Origin of the sequence: Microbacterium istanbulense, assembly GCF_037204145.1 — a bacterium.
In the GTDB taxonomy this organism is placed as follows: domain Bacteria; phylum Actinomycetota; class Actinomycetes; order Actinomycetales; family Microbacteriaceae; genus Microbacterium; species Microbacterium istanbulense.
Map to the genome: position 1 here is coordinate 34018 of NZ_JBBDGN010000009.1, position 16375 is coordinate 50392.

Annotated in this window: 15 protein-coding genes and 1 tRNA gene; 11 read left to right on the top strand and 5 right to left on the bottom strand. The window is 69.3% G+C overall.

The genetic code is table 11. From position 1 onward, the window contains the following. Nucleotides 1-393 precede the first annotated feature (393 nt). A complete protein-coding gene (mobF, locus tag WDU93_RS10300; RefSeq protein WP_337320286.1) occupies nt 394-3825 on the top strand; it encodes a MobF family relaxase in 3432 nt (1143 codons plus the stop codon). A 47-nt stretch (nt 3826-3872) separates the two neighbouring features. On the opposite strand, the gene WDU93_RS10305 is transcribed toward mobF, so the two are convergent. The 3 genes from WDU93_RS10305 to WDU93_RS10315 are packed head-to-tail and all read right to left on the bottom strand — an operon-like array spanning nt 3873 to nt 5173. Continuing rightward, the gene (locus tag WDU93_RS10305; RefSeq protein WP_337320288.1) at nt 3873-4481 is read right to left on the bottom strand and encodes a class I SAM-dependent methyltransferase; all 609 of its coding nucleotides are present in this window, start codon (nt 4479-4481) and stop codon (nt 3873-3875) included. Between the two features lie 21 nt (nt 4482-4502). Further along, nucleotides 4503-4922 carry a type II toxin-antitoxin system VapC family toxin gene (locus tag WDU93_RS10310; protein WP_337320290.1) on the bottom strand — a complete coding sequence of 140 codons (420 nt, stop codon included), beginning with the start codon at nt 4920-4922 and terminating at the stop codon, nt 4503-4505. After that, complete coding sequence (locus WDU93_RS10315) at nt 4919-5173, bottom strand: FitA-like ribbon-helix-helix domain-containing protein (RefSeq protein WP_337320292.1); 255 nt, start codon at nt 5171-5173, stop codon at nt 4919-4921. The genes WDU93_RS10310 and WDU93_RS10315 overlap by 4 nt, the downstream gene beginning before the upstream one ends. A gap of 323 nt (nt 5174-5496) precedes the next feature. On the opposite strand from WDU93_RS10315, the gene WDU93_RS10320 reads away from it, so the two are divergent. The 3 genes from WDU93_RS10320 (at nt 5497) to WDU93_RS10330 (ending at nt 6496) form a co-directional block, all read left to right on the top strand. Then, nucleotides 5497-5588: transfer RNA gene (locus tag WDU93_RS10320), tRNA-Ser, on the top strand. 181 nt (nt 5589-5769) lie between these two features. Beyond that, nucleotides 5770-6084, top strand: a complete 315-nt coding sequence (locus tag WDU93_RS10325) for a YciI family protein (RefSeq protein WP_337320294.1) — start codon at nt 5770-5772, stop codon at nt 6082-6084. Nucleotides 6085-6130: 46 nt separating this feature from the next. Further along, nucleotides 6131-6496, top strand: coding sequence for a DUF1801 domain-containing protein (locus WDU93_RS10330; protein ID WP_337320295.1), 366 nt, complete (start codon nt 6131-6133; stop codon nt 6494-6496). A gap of 21 nt (nt 6497-6517) precedes the next feature. Here the strand turns inward: WDU93_RS10330 and WDU93_RS10335 are convergent, their stop codons facing one another. After that, a complete protein-coding gene (locus tag WDU93_RS10335) occupies nt 6518-7552 on the bottom strand; it encodes a tocopherol cyclase family protein (RefSeq protein WP_337320297.1) in 1035 nt (344 codons plus the stop codon). A 314-nt stretch (nt 7553-7866) separates the two neighbouring features. Between WDU93_RS10335 and WDU93_RS10340 the strand changes: the two genes are divergently transcribed. Beyond that, nucleotides 7867-9246: a hypothetical protein gene (locus WDU93_RS10340; RefSeq protein WP_337320299.1), complete on the top strand. Its 1380-nt coding sequence runs from the start codon at nt 7867-7869 to the stop codon at nt 9244-9246. Here the strand turns inward: WDU93_RS10340 and WDU93_RS10345 are convergent. Next, nucleotides 9154-10083 carry a LysR family transcriptional regulator gene (locus tag WDU93_RS10345; RefSeq protein ID WP_337320301.1) on the bottom strand — a complete coding sequence of 310 codons (930 nt, stop codon included), beginning with the start codon at nt 10081-10083 and terminating at the stop codon, nt 9154-9156. The genes WDU93_RS10340 and WDU93_RS10345 overlap by 93 nt on opposite strands. A gap of 79 nt (nt 10084-10162) precedes the next feature. Here WDU93_RS10345 and WDU93_RS10350 point away from each other — a divergent pair, with 79 nt between their 5' ends. From WDU93_RS10350 to WDU93_RS10375, 6 genes are read left to right on the top strand one after another with little or no spacing between them, the layout of a single operon-like run. Next, entirely contained in the window at nt 10163-11500 is a 1338-nt protein-coding gene (locus WDU93_RS10350; protein ID WP_337320303.1) for an MFS transporter, read from the top strand. Continuing rightward, entirely contained in the window at nt 11493-12752 is a 1260-nt protein-coding gene (locus WDU93_RS10355) for an alpha/beta fold hydrolase (protein ID WP_337320305.1), read from the top strand. The genes WDU93_RS10350 and WDU93_RS10355 overlap by 8 nt, the downstream gene beginning before the upstream one ends. Then, nucleotides 12752-13639, top strand: a complete 888-nt coding sequence (locus tag WDU93_RS10360; RefSeq protein WP_337320307.1) for an NAD(P)-dependent oxidoreductase — start codon at nt 12752-12754, stop codon at nt 13637-13639. Before WDU93_RS10355 ends, WDU93_RS10360 begins: the two co-directional genes overlap by 1 nt. A gap of 44 nt (nt 13640-13683) precedes the next feature. Beyond that, nucleotides 13684-14091 (top strand): carboxymuconolactone decarboxylase family protein, encoded by a 408-nt coding sequence (locus WDU93_RS10365; protein ID WP_337320310.1) that lies wholly within the window; start codon nt 13684-13686, stop codon nt 14089-14091. A gap of 3 nt (nt 14092-14094) precedes the next feature. Then, complete coding sequence (locus WDU93_RS10370) at nt 14095-14892, top strand: N-acyl homoserine lactonase family protein (protein WP_337320312.1); 798 nt, start codon at nt 14095-14097, stop codon at nt 14890-14892. Continuing rightward, nucleotides 14889-16370, top strand: coding sequence for an NAD-dependent succinate-semialdehyde dehydrogenase (locus WDU93_RS10375; protein ID WP_337320313.1), 1482 nt, complete (start codon nt 14889-14891; stop codon nt 16368-16370). Before WDU93_RS10370 ends, WDU93_RS10375 begins: the two co-directional genes overlap by 4 nt. The last annotated feature ends 5 nt before the right edge of the window (nt 16371-16375 follow it).

Genomic DNA, 16375 nt, shown 5'->3' on the forward strand with positions numbered 1-16375 from the left:
GGAGTCAGCCTCGATCGCCGCGGCTGACAGAGCACACCGCTTCTCAGTGAGCTCATCGATGCCCGGTGGTGTTCTGTTCCACCCCGTGGTGTACCTCGCGGACGGCGTCGGTTCCGAGTTGCGCAGCGTTGAACGCACCGAGCACCGCAGTGGCGTCCTCGACGCTTGTAGTCGATCGCGCTCTTGTACCCGGCAAACGGATCCAGTCCGGCAACCTTCACGCGCGGTCGGAACGCTCCCGCGCTACGGTGATCGCGGCGCTCCACCCTTCATTGATCCAGCGAACCCGCATCCTCCGACCCTGTTCTTCTGAATGTTCTTCTGAATGCACGAATGCTACCGTAGGTAGTTGCAAGAACCTTAGACAAGAGTGAGGCGGCTATGAAGGGCGGCGTGATCCTGTTCCGGGGCACGGGCGCGGCCGCGCTGCGCTATCTGCAGTCCGACCGTTCCCGCGCCGACGACTACTACCTGGAGGGCGGCGCGGCGATCGCAGAGTTCGCCGTGGTCGACGGCCGGGGGACCGTGATCGGGGAGGGCGCGCTGACCCCGGAGGATTACGCGGCCTGGGTGAACTGGATCAACCCGCTCACCGGCGAGACGATGGGCAAGCCCCGGCTCGCAGGTGACACGAAGCAGGGCTCCCCGCGGTTCGCCGAGATGGTCGTGAACGCCCCGAAGTCCCTCTCGATCGCCGCCGCCCTGCACCCGGAGGTGTCGGCGGCGCTGGACGTGGCGCAGAAGGACGCGGTGGCGCAGATCCGGCGCTGGCTCGGCGAGCACAGCGTCACCCGGATCGGCCCGCGCGGGAAGCAGGAGGTCGTGCCGGTCCAGCAGCTCGAAACCGTCTCCGTCGTGCATCACACGTCCCGCGCGGGCGATCCGCATCGGCACATCCACTTCCAGATCGGGACGCGCGTGTGGGCGGCCGGCGGCTGGCGCGGCCTGGACACCGCCGCGCTGTTCCGGCAGCAGGGCGCGATCCGTGCCCTCGGCACGGCCGTCATCGCCGCGCACCCCCAGCTCGCCGCCGCACTCGACGCACACGGCCTGACACTCGACCCGGTGACCGGGGAGGTCGCGGAGCTGGAGCCCTACAACGCGCTCATGTCGAAGCGGTCGGCGCAGGTTCAGCGCAACCTCGCCCGGTTCCGCGCCGAATGGGAGGCGGCGCATCCGGGGCAGGAGCCCGGCCCGGTCGTCCGCGGCCGGCTGGAGGCAATGGCGTGGGACCACGATCGCCCGGCCAAGAAGCCGACCACCCTCAGCGACGAGGCCGCCTGGCGCGTCGAGTTGGCGGAAGCCGGCTACACGCCGAACCCGCCGCGCGTGCGCCGCAACGCGCCGGTGGCGCTGGACGACCTCAGCGTGCAACAGGTCGCATCGCGCGCACTCGACCGCTGTGCCGCCGGCGCATCAGCCTGGACGGTGCACACCGTCCAGGAGCACGTCACGCGCATCATCACCGAAGCCGGCGTGCGCGCAACCCCGGAGGCGTTGCGCGACATCGTTGCGATCACGACCCGGCTTGCGATCGAGGATTGCCTGTCCGTGCTGCCGCCCGACAGCGTGCAGCCCGAGCACGTCGCGCACCTCACGACGCTGCACGTCGTCGCGGTCGAGACGCAACTGCGCGACCGACTCGCCGTGCGCGCCACCACTCGCGCCCGGGATGCGCCGGACGTGACGCGCCTGGCGCACGATGCCGGCCTGGACCCGGAGCAGGCGCAGGCCGCCGCCGCGGTCGCGGGGACCGACCCGATCGTGGTGGTCGAGGGCGCGGCCGGCGCGGGCAAGACCACCATGCTTGGCGCCGCGATCGAAGCGGCCGCCGGCCAGGGCCGGCGCACGCGGGTCGTGACGCCGACGAAGAAGGCCGCCGACGTCGCCGCCCAGGAACTCGGCGTGAGCACCGACAGCGTGGCGAAGTTCGTCCACGAGCACGGCTGGCGATGGAACGCCGACGGCGTATGGACCCGCCTCGCCGTGGGCGACACCGACCCCGAGAACGGCAGTACCTACACCGGCCCCTCGGCCGCCGCGCAGCTCGTCCGAGGCGAGCGCATCGTGGTCGATGAGGCCGGGATGCTCGACCAGGACACCGCCCTCGCTCTGCTGACCGTCGCGGACGAGCACGGCGCGACCCTCGCCCTCGTCGGGGACCGGGCGCAGCTCCCCGCGGTCGGGCGCGGCGGCGTGCTCGACATGGCCGCGCAACTCTCGCCGCGCGTCTACGACATGACGACCGTGCATCGCTTCGCCGCCCCGGAGTACGCGGCCCTCACGGTGCAGATGCGCCGGGGTGAGCATCCGGCGCTGCTGTTCGACCGGCTGCACGCCCTCGGCCTCGTGGTGCTCCACGAGAGTACCGAGGCGGTGCAGGAGGCGATCGCCCGCAACGCGCGCGAGGGGGATGCGATCACGACCGCGACGAACGACGAGGCGCGCGAGCTGAACGAGCGTATCCGCGAGGAGCGCGTGCGGGCGGGTGTGGTCGACGATGCGCGCACCGCGACGGGCAGCGACGGTCTGAGCATTGGGGCCGGCGATGTGATCCAGACGAGACGGAACGACTCGGATGTGCAGGTGGCGAACCGTCAGACCTGGACCGTGCAAGCGGTCGGGCAGGACGGGGCGGTGTGGGCGAAGGAGAACGGCACCGGCCGGCTGCGCGAGCGCACCGTGCGGCTGCCGGCCGGGTATGTGGCCGAGCACACGCACCTCGCCTACGCCTCCACCGCCTACGGGGTGCAGGGCGCGACCGTGCCCGCCTCGCATACGGTCCTGTCCGACGCGCTCGACGCCTCCGGCGTCTATGTCGGCATGACCCGCGGGCAGGAGACGAACCGGCTCCACGTCGTCGCGGCCGACGTGGACGATGCGCGGGAGCAGTTCGTGGCCGCGCTCGAGCGTGACCGCGCCGACCGCGGGCTAGTCGCCGCGACCGAGGCGGCGCGCGAGGCGATCGTCGGACTCGTCGCCGATGGGCCGGTGCGCGTGGTGAACACCGCGCGTGCTCGCCTGACGGAGCAGATCGAGCGCGCCGACCGGGAGGCGGCCAAGTGGGAGCAGGCCGTCACCGCTCTCGACCGGCAGCGGGTCGAGCAGCGTGCCGAGGCCGACGAGCAGCAGGAGGCCGTCGCCGCCGCGGACGCCCGCGCCGCCGAGGTCCGCGCCGAGGTCGCGACCCCGCTGATCGAGCAGGCCACCGCCGACGGCACCGCCTACCTCACCGGGCGGGAGCGGATGTGGGAGGCGCAGACCGCGCACGGTCAGGCCGGGCGACTGCGCAAGCGCGCCGCCGGCCGAGCGGCGACCGAAGCGGTGGAGACGCACCGCGCGACGGAGGACGCGGTGCGGCGATGCTGGGGCAGCCTGCCGGCCGGCGCGAGCGGTGTGGAGCCGTGGGCCGAGAAGGTCGCCGGGAATCAGGCCGACGCCGACCCGCGAGTGACCGAGACGCGGCAGGAGGCGGAACACGCCCACCGCGAGCGGACCCGCCTCGCAGAGCGGCACCTACGCGAGTCCACCATCCTGCGCCAGCAGGTGCTCGGCTCCGCGACCCCGAGCGCCGCGATCACTCGCGCGAGCGGGTGGCGCGCTCGGGCGGAGCTGGCCCGGCGCGACCTCGCACAGATCGAGGCGCTGCCCGTCACCGAGGCCGTCCAGTACGTCCGCGACCTCGCCGCCCGAGCCGAGGCCGAACGGCAGGCCGCCGAGCGCGCCCAAGCCGCACGCGAGGCACGCGCCGCCCAGCTCAACGACTTCACTCGACGCCCGGGCGACCACGGGCGGACGCCGCCCGATCGCGGGCTCGGTCTGTAGGGGTATCCCGTGCTCGCCACTTGCGACCGGATGCGTGGCTTCGCGGTTCAGACTGGAAGCGCCGGCTTGGTCCAGGTGAGGGTGTAGCGGTAGTAGAAGCGTCGTCGGACTCGGCTATCGGGAAGCACCGTGGCGGCGACGCGCCGGATTTCGGTGAGCGACTCGCTGGGGCGGGCGGTCGTCATGTCCGCGTAGCCCGACTCGCGGCGCAGGTTGCTCATCAGCCGGATCGGGAGCAGCAGCGCCCCCGAGATGATCCAGTCCTGGGTGCTCTTGTTCGCGGATAGGCCGACGACGTAGAGGCGGCCGCCTGGTTTCAGCACTTGCTCCATGCGTTCGAGCGCAGAGCCGAGGGGCATGTGATGGAGCGTGGCTACACAGGTGATGAGGTCGAAGCTCTGACCATCGAGCTCCGGCGACGTGAGGAAGTCGCCCACGATCGCGCGACTGTTCGGGGTATCGGCCAGGCGTCTCCGAGCTTGCGAGATTGCGGACGCATCGGGGTCGATGCCGGTGACGCGCCCCGCTCGCGGTGCGAGCTTCTGGAGCAGAAGCCCGTCCCCGCACCCGATATCGAGCACGTCGCTGTTCCTCGTTGGTACGGCTGCGAGCGCTTCCGGATGAAAGGCCGTGTTGTGGTTCCAGTAGTCGGTCACGAACGTCAGCCGCCCCGCGAGTCAGCGACCCTGCCAGGGGTCGATCAGCTCGACGCCGGTATCGCCGAAGTGCTGGATGTTCCGGGTGGCGACCGCGAAGCCGTGCGCCGCCGCGGTCGCGGCGAGGTAGCCGTCCGCGGTCGGCAGGGGCCGGCCGACCGCGCGAGCGGTCACGGCCATGTCCGCGTAGCGCCGTGCGGCCTCCTGATCGAACGGGAGCACCCGGGCGTGGAACAGCGCCAGCAGCCGGTCGAGCGCCCGCGCCAGCCGGTCCTTCCTCGCCCCGGCGGGCAGGGCGCCGATACCGAACAGCAGCTCCGCGAGCGTCACGCTCGACAGGTACAGGGTGTCCGCGGCCTGCGCGTTGAGCCAGCCCACCACGACCGGACTCGGCTCGGGCCGCATCGCCTCGGAGACGACGTTGGTATCCAGGACGATCACGGCAGCGTCAGCGGCTCCGCCGGGGTCTGGTCGCGCACCGCGTCTAGCGCGGCCACGTCGTCGTCGGTGAGCGCGAGGTCGCGGCCGAGCGACACGAGGGCGTCGCCGAGTAAGAGTCGCTGGGAGGGGACGAGCGCGGCGCTCAGAATCTCGCGCACCTCGGCCTCCGCGCTGCGGCCGTGCTCCGCCGCGCGCACCCGCAGCGCACGGTGTACCTCGTCGGGAACGTTCCGAACGGTCAGGACTGCCATCGCTCCACCTCCAGCATCGGTGACAGCATTCTATCCGATTGCAGTCACGGGTCGATCCGCAGCCGCCTTATCCGTCTCTTGGCGGTGCGGGCGAATGGGAGCGTGGTGAAGGAACCGATACCCCTGCCTCGCCCGTGCTTCCGGGCATCTCGCCGTTCTCAGGTATGTGCGCCAAGTGACCCCCAAGTGACCCCGAGCCTCCCGAGGATGCCGTTTCAGGCCGATTCTGGCGTGTGACGAGTGCAAGACGTGCGGCGGGCACGACCGCCCGACTTCCCAGCAATCACAAGGGATTCCGGCATCCGCTAGGCTGGAAGGACTAGGGAGTCGTCGCATAGTTCGGCCTAGTGCACCACCCTGCTAAGGTGGAGTCCCCTTACGGGGACCAGGGGTTCAAATCCCCTCGTCTCCGCCATGGAAATCCCCGCTCAGGCGGGGATTTCTTCGTTTCGCCAGGCTTGCCCCCGCCGGGCGCGGAGCATCCTCGCGTCGCCCGCGTTCGCCCACGCTCGACGCACTGCCCCCAGACTCTTGCGCGCATGATCCGTGCAGTGGTGTGATGGCGTTCTCATCAACCAAAGAGAGCTGGAGATCCCGTGGCCAAGTACCTGATTCTGTATCGCTCGGCCGTGAGTGCGGCGGAGCAGATGGCGAACAGCGACCCGGAGTCGGGCGCCGCGTCGATGCAGGCCTGGTTGGACTGGGCGCAGCGCGCCGGCGACGCGATCGTCGACCTCGGTACGCCCACGCAGACGGTCGCGGACGGCGAGGCGGGATCGTTCATCGGTGGCTACTCGATCATGCAGGCCGACAACCTGCAGGCGCTGCAGGCCGTGCTCGCCGACCACCCGCACCGCGGCTGGGGTGGCACGATCGAGGTTCTCGAACTCCTCGAGATCCCCGGAATGTGACCGCCGCGCGATGACCCACGCGGCGCGTAAGGATGGCCCCGGCGCCGTGGACGCGTGGTTCGACGCGTACGACAACCCGCAGAAAGACCTCGTCCGTGCGGTGCGGATGGTCATCCTGGATGCGGACCCCCGCGTCTCCGAGGCCATCAAGTGGAGTGCGCCGACGTTCATGTTCCGCGGCAACATCGCCTCGTTCTTTCCGAAGTCGCGGGCGCACGTGGCGCTGATGTTCCACACGGGCGCGTCCCTCGCCGATCCGGACGGCCTGTTGGAAGGAGACGGCGCCACCTCACGCGTCGCCCGGTTCCTCGATGAGGATGACCTCGCGCGAAAGGCTCCCGCCCTGCAGGGTCTGATCCGCACCTGGATCGCCGATCATGAGCCGCCTACCAACGGCGCCCAACAGACCTGACGTTATCGCTGCTCCACGAGGTCAGCCGCGCAGCGGCGGCGCATGCGTCGCAGAGGGCTCGGCGCCACGACGGATGAGCTCCGCGCGTGCGCGTTCGAGACCGCCGTGTTCCAGCCCTGCCAGTGCGGAACTTCCGGACCAGACTTCTCGTCCGTGCCGACGCACCGTCACCTGCAGCGTGCCGGTGAGGTGCTCGAGCGCGCCGGCTGTGTTGCGTCCTTGCGAGGGCAGGGGCACCGGCAGCACATGGGATGCCGAAAGCGGTGCTTCCGCGTCGACGTCGATGGCCCACCCGTAGCCGCGGCCGCGCAGCATCCATCGTTCGTCGTCGACCTCGGCGCGCACCGGGCTGATCCCCGGGTTACCCAGCCGGACCACACGCCCGCCGGGAAGCCGCACGACGAGCCCGGTGACCTCGGTGCGGATCGGCCCGGAATGCACCTGTCCACCGGCGAACGCCACGCAGGCATCCCGCTCGGCGAAGCCCTGCGCCTGCCCCCACCACCACGCATCGGGAAAGCCCTCGCGCCCCCAGTTCTTCTCGGCGTACACCTGCGCGTCGCGGAGCTGCCAGGTTTCGCCGCCGACCGTCGCGGTGCCGTTCACACGGCCGCCGAGAAGCCAGGGATGCCAGTACTGGTTCAACGCCGGAACCGACTGGAAGACACTGGAACCGCCGAAGGCGCGATGGGGCCAGGGGAGAGGATCGGAGATCGTCACGTCGAGCTGCGCCCCGGCGCCGAGGTCCACGCGCAGCTGGCGAGCATCGCCGCTGAACGCATCCCCGGCGCGCGCACCCACACCGCCTCGGTCAGCGGAGGCTTCCGGATGCGCCGCCACCTGCAGGAAACCGCCCGGCTCTGCGGCGAACCCGAGCGTCGCCCACGGCCCGCTCGGGCCGCGATTGACGCCGTTCAAGGCGATGAGGACCCGCTCGTTGTCGGCATCCGTGATGCGCCAGAAATAGCCTTCCATCGCCACACCCGGATGCGCGCGCAGCGGACTCTGGAACGGCAGATCCGCTCCCGTCGACCGGTACCACGCCAATGCGCCCACCAGCGATGTCTACCACGTGCGGGGTCTTCCGGACAGCCTGCCGTCTGCGCTTCGCGCGGAGTTGTGCACCTGCCGCGGATGCTTCGCGGGAATCCGTCCGCGTGAACGGCACTTCTCCGCGCGAAGCGCCCGGCGCTCAGCCCGCGACGCGCGCCAGCACGCTGCAGGCACGGTCGGGCTGCGGATGCGGGTCCACCGGTTCGATGCGCGAGCGCAATCCCGCACTGGCGGCGCAGATGAGAGCGCACTGAGCGTCTGTTGTCGTGCCCGCATCGCGCGTGCCAGTCTCATCAGTGAGGAGAAGAGGCACAGCAATGGAGACCATCGACGATGACCCGGCTGCCCTGCGCGCGCGCCTGCGCGAGCTGGAAGACGAAAACGCCGCCCTGCGCGCCACCCCGCGGCGTCGCGTCTCGGGGCGGAGCGTGATCTCGGGCATCCTCATCGTGGTTGCCCTGTTACTGGCGCCCATCGCCGCGATCAGCGGATGGGCGCGGATGCAACTGGTCGACACCGACCGCTTCGTGTCGACCTTCGCCCCGCTGGCGGAAGACCCCGCCGTGCAGGACCTTGTCGCGACCCAGGTGGCGACGGCCATCGAGGAGAGCCTTGATGTTCCGTCGCTCGTCGACGCCGTCTTCGACGGTGTGCGCGACCTGGGGCTGCCGCCCCGCGCCGACTCCGCGCTCACGCTGCTGCAGGGGCCCGCGGTCGACGGCATCCACTCGATCATCGGCACGGTCAGCGAAGACGTGGTCACCTCGCCCCAGTTCGCCGACATCTGGGCGCAGACCCTGCGCGTGACCCACCAGCGGGCCATCGCGGTGATCCAGGGAGACCCGAACACAGCCCTCACGATCGGCAGCGACGGCACCCTGTCGATCGAGCTCAGCACCGTGATCGAATCGGTCAAGCAGGCTCTCGTCGACCGTGGCGTCGGGTTCGCCGACGCCATTCCGGTGATCGACCGCACCATCCCCGTGCTGCACTCCGATGCCTTGGTGCTCACCCAGACCCTGTATGCCGTCGCCGTGGCGGCCGGCTTCTGGCTGCCCTGGGTCGCGCTCGCGCTGCTCATCACCGGGGTGCTGCTCGCCCGCGACCGCCGCCGGGCGAGCGCCTGGACCGGTTTCGGCATCGCCCTGGCGTTTGCGCTGCTCGCTGCCGGGCTCGGCATCGGTCGGATGCTGTTCATCGGCGCCGTCAGCCCCTCGCTGATGTCTGCGGATGCGGCAGACGCGATCTTCGGGGGCATCACCGATCTGCTGCTCGGCACGACGATCGCGCTCGCGCTCGCCGGGGCGCTCATTGCCGCGTCGGCCTGGTATGAGGGCGACAGCCGGTTCGCCACCAACCTGCGTGCGGTGCTCGAACGCGGCATGGTGCGCGTGCGTGCCGCCGCCGACCGCAACGGCATCGGCACGGGCGCGTTCGGCCGCACGATCGACCGCTGGCGGTCGGCGATCCTCATCGCCGCCGTGGTGCTGGCGCTGCTGTGGATCGTGCTCGCGCGCCCGATCACGGTGGGCACGGTGCTGGCGGCCCTGGTGTCGCTGACCGTCGTGCTGCTCCTCGTGGAGGTGTTGCGCCGGCCCGAGGGGTCAGAGGTTGTGGACGCCGACGAAGGTCTTGCAGAGGTCGCGGATCCACTGGTTCTCGATGAGTCCGTCGACCTCGGTGCGCCAGAGCGCTGAGATCGTGAAACGCGGCATCTGGATCGGCACCGGCGACATGCGCAGATCATGGGCGGCCGCGATCCGCACCGCCACGTGCTCGGGGATGGTCGCGATCACGGGCAACGCCGGCAGGAGCGCGCCCAGCCCGCTGAAGTGGCTGATGGTGCACAGCGTGTTGCGTTTGTGCCCCATGGCTCCCAGCACATCGTCGACCCAGCCACGCTGAAGGTCGTAGGAGACGCGCACATGGCGGGTCTCGATGTACTCCCTGCTGGTGATCGGGTCGGACAGTCGAAGCAGCGCGGGGTTGTAGACGCAGCGATAGTCGCCCGAGAAGAGCGGCTCACTGCGGAAGTCCGCCGTGCTGTACGCGGGGGTCGTGGTGAGCACGAGATCGATGAATGGGTCATCAAGCGAGCTTCGCCAGAGGTGACTATTCGTTTGGTGAATGGCGAAGTTCACCTTCCAGTCATGATCCAACTTCTGCCGTGCGGCCCACGGTCCAAAGAGCATCTCGATGTCGTCCGACATCGCCAGGTGGAAGGTGCGGTCGCTCTGCCACGGCTCGAACTCGACGTCGTCGAGAATCACCGACGCGATGGTGCTCAGACTCGGACGCAGGCTCAACGACAGGGCAAGCGCCTTCGGTGTGGGGGCCATGCCCGACCGCGTGCGCTCGAAGAGGGGGTCGTCGAAGAGCTTGCGCAAGCGCGACAGCGCCGCGCTGACCGCGCTCTGGGACAGGCTCAGCTTGTACCCGGCACGCGTCACGCTGCCCTCCTGCATCAGGGCCTGGAAGACGACGAGGAGGTTCAGATCGACGCGCTGTAAATCGATGGGATTGATAACGGCCATGATAAACATCCGTTGGACTGTTGTCTAGATGCCCCGCACAGTGGAACCGACATTCGACAGTGACCAAGGGAGATCACGGATGGACAGTTCGGGTACACGGCCCACGAGCGATCCGCAGCAGCCGCTGACGGCATCGATCGCATTGACCAAGAAGGACCGGACGCGGCGCATGGTCGCCGTCGGCATCGGCAACTTCATGGAGTGGTTCGACTTCGCCATCTATGGCTACTTCGCAGCCATCATCGGCGCACAGTTCTTCCCGTCGGGTAACGCCACCGCAGAGATGCTCTCGTCGCTGGCCGTCTTCGCCGTCGGCTTCATCTCACGCCCCTTCGGCGCACTCATCCTCGGCCCGCTCGGCGACCGACTCGGTCGGCGCAGCGTGCTCATCGTCACCGTGCTCGGCATGGGTGTCGTCACCGCACTCATCGGGCTCACCCCGTCGTACGCGGCCATCGGCATCGCGGCGCCGATCATCATCGTCGTGCTGCGCCTGCTGCAGGGCGGTTTCGCGGGCAGTGAGTGGACCAGCGCCGCCGCCTACATCGGCGAAAGCGCACCCGGTGCGAAGCGCGCGGTCTACGCCAGCGTGGTCACCGGCACGGCCGGCCTCGCCTTCCTCATCGGCACCATCACCGCGGCCGTGCTGACCGCATCCATGTCGGCAGAGTCGCTCCAGAGCTGGGGATGGCGTCTGCCGTTCATCGCCTCGCTGGTGATGGCCGTCGTCGCCATCTACATCCGCCGCAAGCTCGAAGACACTCCGGTCTTCGAGGAGGTCGAGCGGCGCCGGGCGACGAACACCCTGGAGCGCACTCCGACGAGTGCAAAGGTGAAGGCCTTCGTGATGACTCTCGCCTTCTCGGGTGTGTTCGGCGTGAGCCTCTACTACTTGATCACCTACGTGAACAACTTCCTCTCCGGCCCGGTCGGCATGCCCCGCCTCGAAGCACTCGTGCTGTGCGGCTTCATCATGGCGATCTACGTCGGATTCAACCCGCTCGTCGGTGTGCTCGTCGACCGCTTGGGTCGTCGCCCGGTGCTCTTCACGGGGCTCTTCGGCCTCATCATCTGGAGCCTTCCCGCGTTCTGGCTGCTTTCCTCCGGCAACGCCTGGCTGGGGCTGATCGCCCTCGTGCCGTTCGCCTTCTTCGTCGCCTGCACCGCCGTGGTCAACAACGTGCTGCTGGTCGAGGTGTTCCCGGCATCCATCCGCGCAACCGGCTCCGCCATCGGCTACAACGTCGCTTACGCGTTGCTCGCCGGCCCCGGTCCGCTGATCGCCGCCGCACTCGTCGCCAGCACCGGCATCCTCGTCTCGCCCGCGTTCTACCTAGTCGCGGTGGCAATCGTCGCCACAGCTGTGCTGCTGCCGACCCTGCCGGAGACCAAGGGAATCGACATCTCCCGTGGCTGACACCCTCGCCTCTGCGGGAATCACGCAGCAGCTCACGCACGGCGCCGATGCGCGCGCCGTGCGTGCGCTGCTCCCGGATGGCCAGGTCACGGCGGGCTTCGCCGGCTCCGGATGGGCGATCGCCCTCGTCCTCGACCCGGCTGGTGCGTCGACCGCGGCTCCCGCCGCAGCGCCGTTCACCGTGGTCGCGCCGGATGCCGTGTGGGATCGCCTGCTGCAGAGCAGCCCCGAACCGGGGTGGCAGAGCCTTCTTCACCTGGTGCGCACAGGAGTGGTCGTCGTCGAGGGCGACACGCGTGCCTTCTACCGCCACCTGCACCTGGTCCGCGCTCTCATCGAGAGCGGACGAGGTGGCAGAAGCGAGGCATCCGCCCACCCCCGCCCTCTCACCGCCGTCGGCAGCTATCTACGGGTCGCATCCGCGCTCGGCGTCGCCGACATCCACGTCGAGCGGTGCGGGCAGGGGCCCCAGCTGCTTGCCCTCGCGACCGCGGGCAGCGACACCACGCAGTGGCACGGGCTCATGACCGACTCCGACATCATCGAGCGGTACGAGCTGATCACCGTAGACCTGCCCTGGCACGGACGATCCTCTCCCACCTTCGGCGAGTACCCCGGCGAATGGCGCCTCACACCCGCCGACTACACCGACTTCATCGTCGAGGCAGCGGATGCCATCGGCCTTGAACGTCCGACACTCGTGGGCGCATCGATGGCCGGGGCAGCCGTCGTCCACGCCGTGGCCACACATCCCACCCGCTTCGCCGGTGCCGTCGCCTGCCAGGCAGGCGAGCGCGTAAGCAATCGGGCCTCCGAGCTGCTCGCCGCTACAGACATCGATCAGACCCTGCTCGTGCCGGAATGGACCGTCGGGCTGATGAATCCCGCATCGCCCCGCGATTTCCGCACCCGCGTGTGGTGGGGGTACTCGCGGGGAGGGCATGGCACGTACGCCGCCGATATCGCGTCGTATCTGCAGTGGGACCTCGACGAGGTCGTCGCCTCGTTCGATGAGCGCACCCCGCACATCGCGGTGCTCAGCGGTAGCTACGACACCACGGTGACCCCGGACGACTCGCGGCGCCTTGCCGCGCGCATCCCGAACTCCTCCTTCGTCGAGATGCCGGAGCTCGGGCACTTCCCGCACGCCGAGAACCCCGCCCTGTTCGCGGAATACCTCGACGCTGCGCTGATTCGGGTGCGCGACCAGCATCCGTCCGTCCTTCAGACCGCTCTTGAAAGGAGCAGATGATGACCGTTCTGTTCATTGGACTCGGGGCGATGGGTGAACCCATGGCCCGCAACCTCGCCGCCGATGTCGACCTCGTCGTCTACGACGTGAACGCTCAGACAGCAGCCCGCGTGGCTGACGACCTCGGCATCCGCGCGCTCAGCGATCTCGATGACCTGCCCGCCGACATCGACACGGTGATCCTGATGGTGCCCAACTCGCGCATCGTCGAGGCGCTGCTGCGCGATGACACGGCGCTGCTCGAACGACTGCCCGAGGGAGCGCTGATCATCGATATGAGCTCGTCGGAGCCCGGCAGCACGAGCGAGCTCGCGGCCCTGGCCCGCTCCCGCGGCATCTCGTATGTCGACGCACCGGTCTCCGGGGGCGTCGCCAAGGCCACGACCGGCGAGCTGGCCATCATGGTTGGCGCCGAACCGGACGACCTCGTCCGAGCCGAGACACTTCTCGCCTCCGTGGGCGCCAGCGTTCACCACGTCGGCGGCCCCGGCAGCGGAGACGCGGCCAAGGCGCTGAACAACCTGCTCTCGGCGACGAACATCGCCGCCATAGCCGAGGTGATCTCCGCCGCCGCGCGCTTCGGCATTGCGCCCCAGAAGATGCTCGACGTGATCAACGCCTCGACCGGGCGCAGCCAGGCGAGCGAGGTGAAGTACCCCAAGTTCGTTCTCACCGGCACGTTCGATTCGGGATTCGGCATGGACCTCATGCTCAAAGACCTCGCCATCGCCCACACCCTCACGAGCGGCGCCGGCCTGGACACCCCGGTCACCGACTCCGCCGGAGAGGTCGCCCGACAGGCGCGCGAGGTGGCGAACACGCCCCCGGACCACACCGAGATCGCGCGGTACTACGAGAGCGCCAACGGCGTGCTCTTGCGACGCTGACCCATCCATCACCGACACCACCACCGACAGAAGGATCGACACTCATGACTGAAGACGCGCAGAAGTACATCGACGACATGGCTCGCTCCCGCGGGTACGTCCTCGACTATCACAAGATCATGGCCGCGGCAGACTTCCCCGTGCTGCAGGCCGCCAACGGGGTCGTCAATGCCGCCTACCTCGCGCCCCGCCGCCTCGACCGCAAGACCAAGGAGCTGCTGTTCATCCTCAGCCTCACGGTGATGCGTGCGCCGATGCCCCAGCTGAAGAGCCACATCCAGGTCGCCCTCGACCTGGGGCTCAGCCCGGAGGAGATCCTCGAGGCCATCGAGATCTCGCTGCCCGAGGCCGGCATCGTCGCCTTCCAGTGGGGCGTCGAGGCCTGGCACGAGGTCGTCGGTGCCGATGTGCTCGAGCCGACCGTGGCGGTGCACAGCGGAAAGGGCGACTGACAGGTGAGCGCGTCGTCCAGCGATCTGCCCAACTGGCAGGTGTTCACCTTCCGTCATGGAACGCGCCGATCACTTCGGTCGGAGGTCTTCCTCGACTATGCGCTGTACGGTGAGCCGGACGACGCGCACACGGTCGACTACTACTTCTGGGCGCTTCGCAGCGCCGGCCGGATCATCGTCGTCGACACCGGTTACGCCTCCGAGGTCGCAGCTCGCCGCGATCGGATCGTGCTGCACGATCCCATCGAGATGCTCGCTGAACACCTCGGAGTGGATGCCGACGACGTCACCGATGTGGTCGTGACGCACTGCCATTACGACCACATCGGCAACCTCTCGCGCTTTCCCCGTGCTGAGGTCCATCTCGCGGCCGCCGAGCTCGCCTTCGTGCGCAGCGGGGCGCTTTCGCACCAACTGGTCGGACACTTCTCCGAGCCGGCCGAGGTCGATCTGCTCGACAGCCTCGATCGCGCCGGCCGGATCACCGCCGTCGTCGAGCCGACCGACCTCGCGCCGGGCGTGCGGCTCATCCCCGTCGGAGGACACACGCCGGGGCAGCTCATGGTCGAGGTGCACACCTCCGCTGGGCCCGTGCTGCTCACCTCCGACGCCCTGCACTTTCGTGAGGAGCTCGATCGAGACATGCCGTTTAGCTCTTGCATGGATCTTCCGGCGACGTACCGCACCTTCGAGACCATTCGTGCGTACGAGGCCGCGGGCAGCCGTCTCGTGCCAGGGCACGATGCCGGCGCGCTCGACGGCATGACCCGGATCGCGACCGATGTCGGGGTGATCGGATGAACGCCCTGACCGACGACGCGGTGCGCCGCGCCCTGCAGCTCGCTCCGACGGGCCTGTTCGTCGCGAACACCTTCCGCCCTGCCGCCGGTGACGCGGAGTTCGACGTCATCGACCCTGCCACGGGGGCCGTCCTGACGCGTGTCGCCGATGCCTCTGTCGCTGACGCCCTCGAGGCGCTCGGTGTGGCCGATGCCAGCCAGACCGGGTGGGCGGCGACACCCCCACAGCAGCGTTCCGACATCCTGCGGCGCGCCTACGAACTCGTCCGTGGGCGACGCGACGATCTCGCCCTGCTGATGACCCTGGAGATGGGCAAGCCGCTCGGCGAATCGTTGGCCGAGGTCGACTACTCCGCAGACTTCCTCCGTTGGTTCTCCGAGGAGGCGGTGCGCATCGGCGGCAGCATCGGCGTCGCCCCCGATGGCGGCAGCCGGATGATGACGGTGCGGATGCCGGTCGGCCCCTGCCTCCTGGTCACACCGTGGAACTTCCCGCTCGCGATGGGGACGCGCAAGATCGGTCCTGCGCTCGCCGCGGGGTGCACGGCCATCGTCAAACCGGCCACGCACACACCGCTCACGATGAACGCGCTCGCCGGCATCCTCCACGAGGCAGGCCTCCCTGCGGGTGTGCTCTCGGTGCTGCCGACCTCCGACTCGGAGGGCGTCGTCGCCGCGCTGATGCGTGACTCTCGGCTGCGCAAACTCTCCTTCACCGGGTCGACGACCGTGGGACGACAGCTCATCCGGCAGTCCGCCGATCAGGTGCTCCGCCTCTCGATGGAGCTCGGCGGCAATGCCCCGCTCATCGTGTGCGCGGATGCCGACATCCCGCGCGCCGCCGATGAGGCCATGAAGGCGAAACTGCGCAACAACGGCGAGGCGTGCACCGCGGCCAATGTGTTCTTCGTGCACGAGAGCGTCAGCGCGGCGTTCGCCCGCGCGCTGCGCGACCGGTTCGATGCGCTGGTGGTCGGTGCGGGCAAGGATGCCGCCAGCGACGTCGGTCCCCTCATCGACGAGCGCGCCGTCGAGCGGATCAATGCCCTGGTCGACGACGCCGTCGCCGACGGGGCGCAGGTGCTCAGCCGGATCGACCCGCCCGCGGGCACCGGCGGCAGCTACCTGGCGCCGACCGCGCTGATCGACGTGCCACCTGGCGCACGCATCGTGCGGGAGGAGATCTTCGGCCCGGTGGCGCCCATCGTGAGCTGGGCGGATGACGCCGAGCTGCTGGCACTACTCGACGCGAACGAGTTCGGTCTCGCGGCCTACATCTTCACAGCCGACCTCGACCGCGCACTCGCGCTTGCCACCCGACTGGAGGTCGGAATGGTGGGCATCAACCGTGGTGTGCTCTCCAACGTCGCCGCACCGTTCGGCGGCGTCAAGCACAGCGGTTACGGCCGTGAGGGAGGGGTGACCGGCATCGACGAGTACCTGCAGACGACGTACGTCGCCATCGACGGAGGCTGGTGACCGCG

Excerpts from the sequence above, each read along its gene's own strand:
- WDU93_RS10350 (WP_337320303.1), top strand. The coding sequence starts at position 10,163 with ATGGACAGTTCGGGTACACGGCCCACGAGCGATCCGCAGCAGCCGCTG.
- WDU93_RS10340 (WP_337320299.1), top strand. The coding sequence starts at position 7,867 with ATGGAGACCATCGACGATGACCCGGCTGCCCTGCGCGCGCGCCTGCGC.
- WDU93_RS10360 (WP_337320307.1), top strand. The coding sequence starts at position 12,752 with ATGACCGTTCTGTTCATTGGACTCGGGGCGATGGGTGAACCCATGGCC.
- WDU93_RS10315 (WP_337320292.1), bottom strand. The coding sequence starts at position 5,173 with ATGGCAGTCCTGACCGTTCGGAACGTTCCCGACGAGGTACACCGTGCG.
- WDU93_RS10345 (WP_337320301.1), bottom strand. The coding sequence starts at position 10,083 with ATGGCCGTTATCAATCCCATCGATTTACAGCGCGTCGATCTGAACCTC.
- WDU93_RS10375 (WP_337320313.1), top strand. The coding sequence starts at position 14,889 with ATGAACGCCCTGACCGACGACGCGGTGCGCCGCGCCCTGCAGCTCGCT.
- WDU93_RS10365 (WP_337320310.1), top strand. The coding sequence starts at position 13,684 with ATGACTGAAGACGCGCAGAAGTACATCGACGACATGGCTCGCTCCCGC.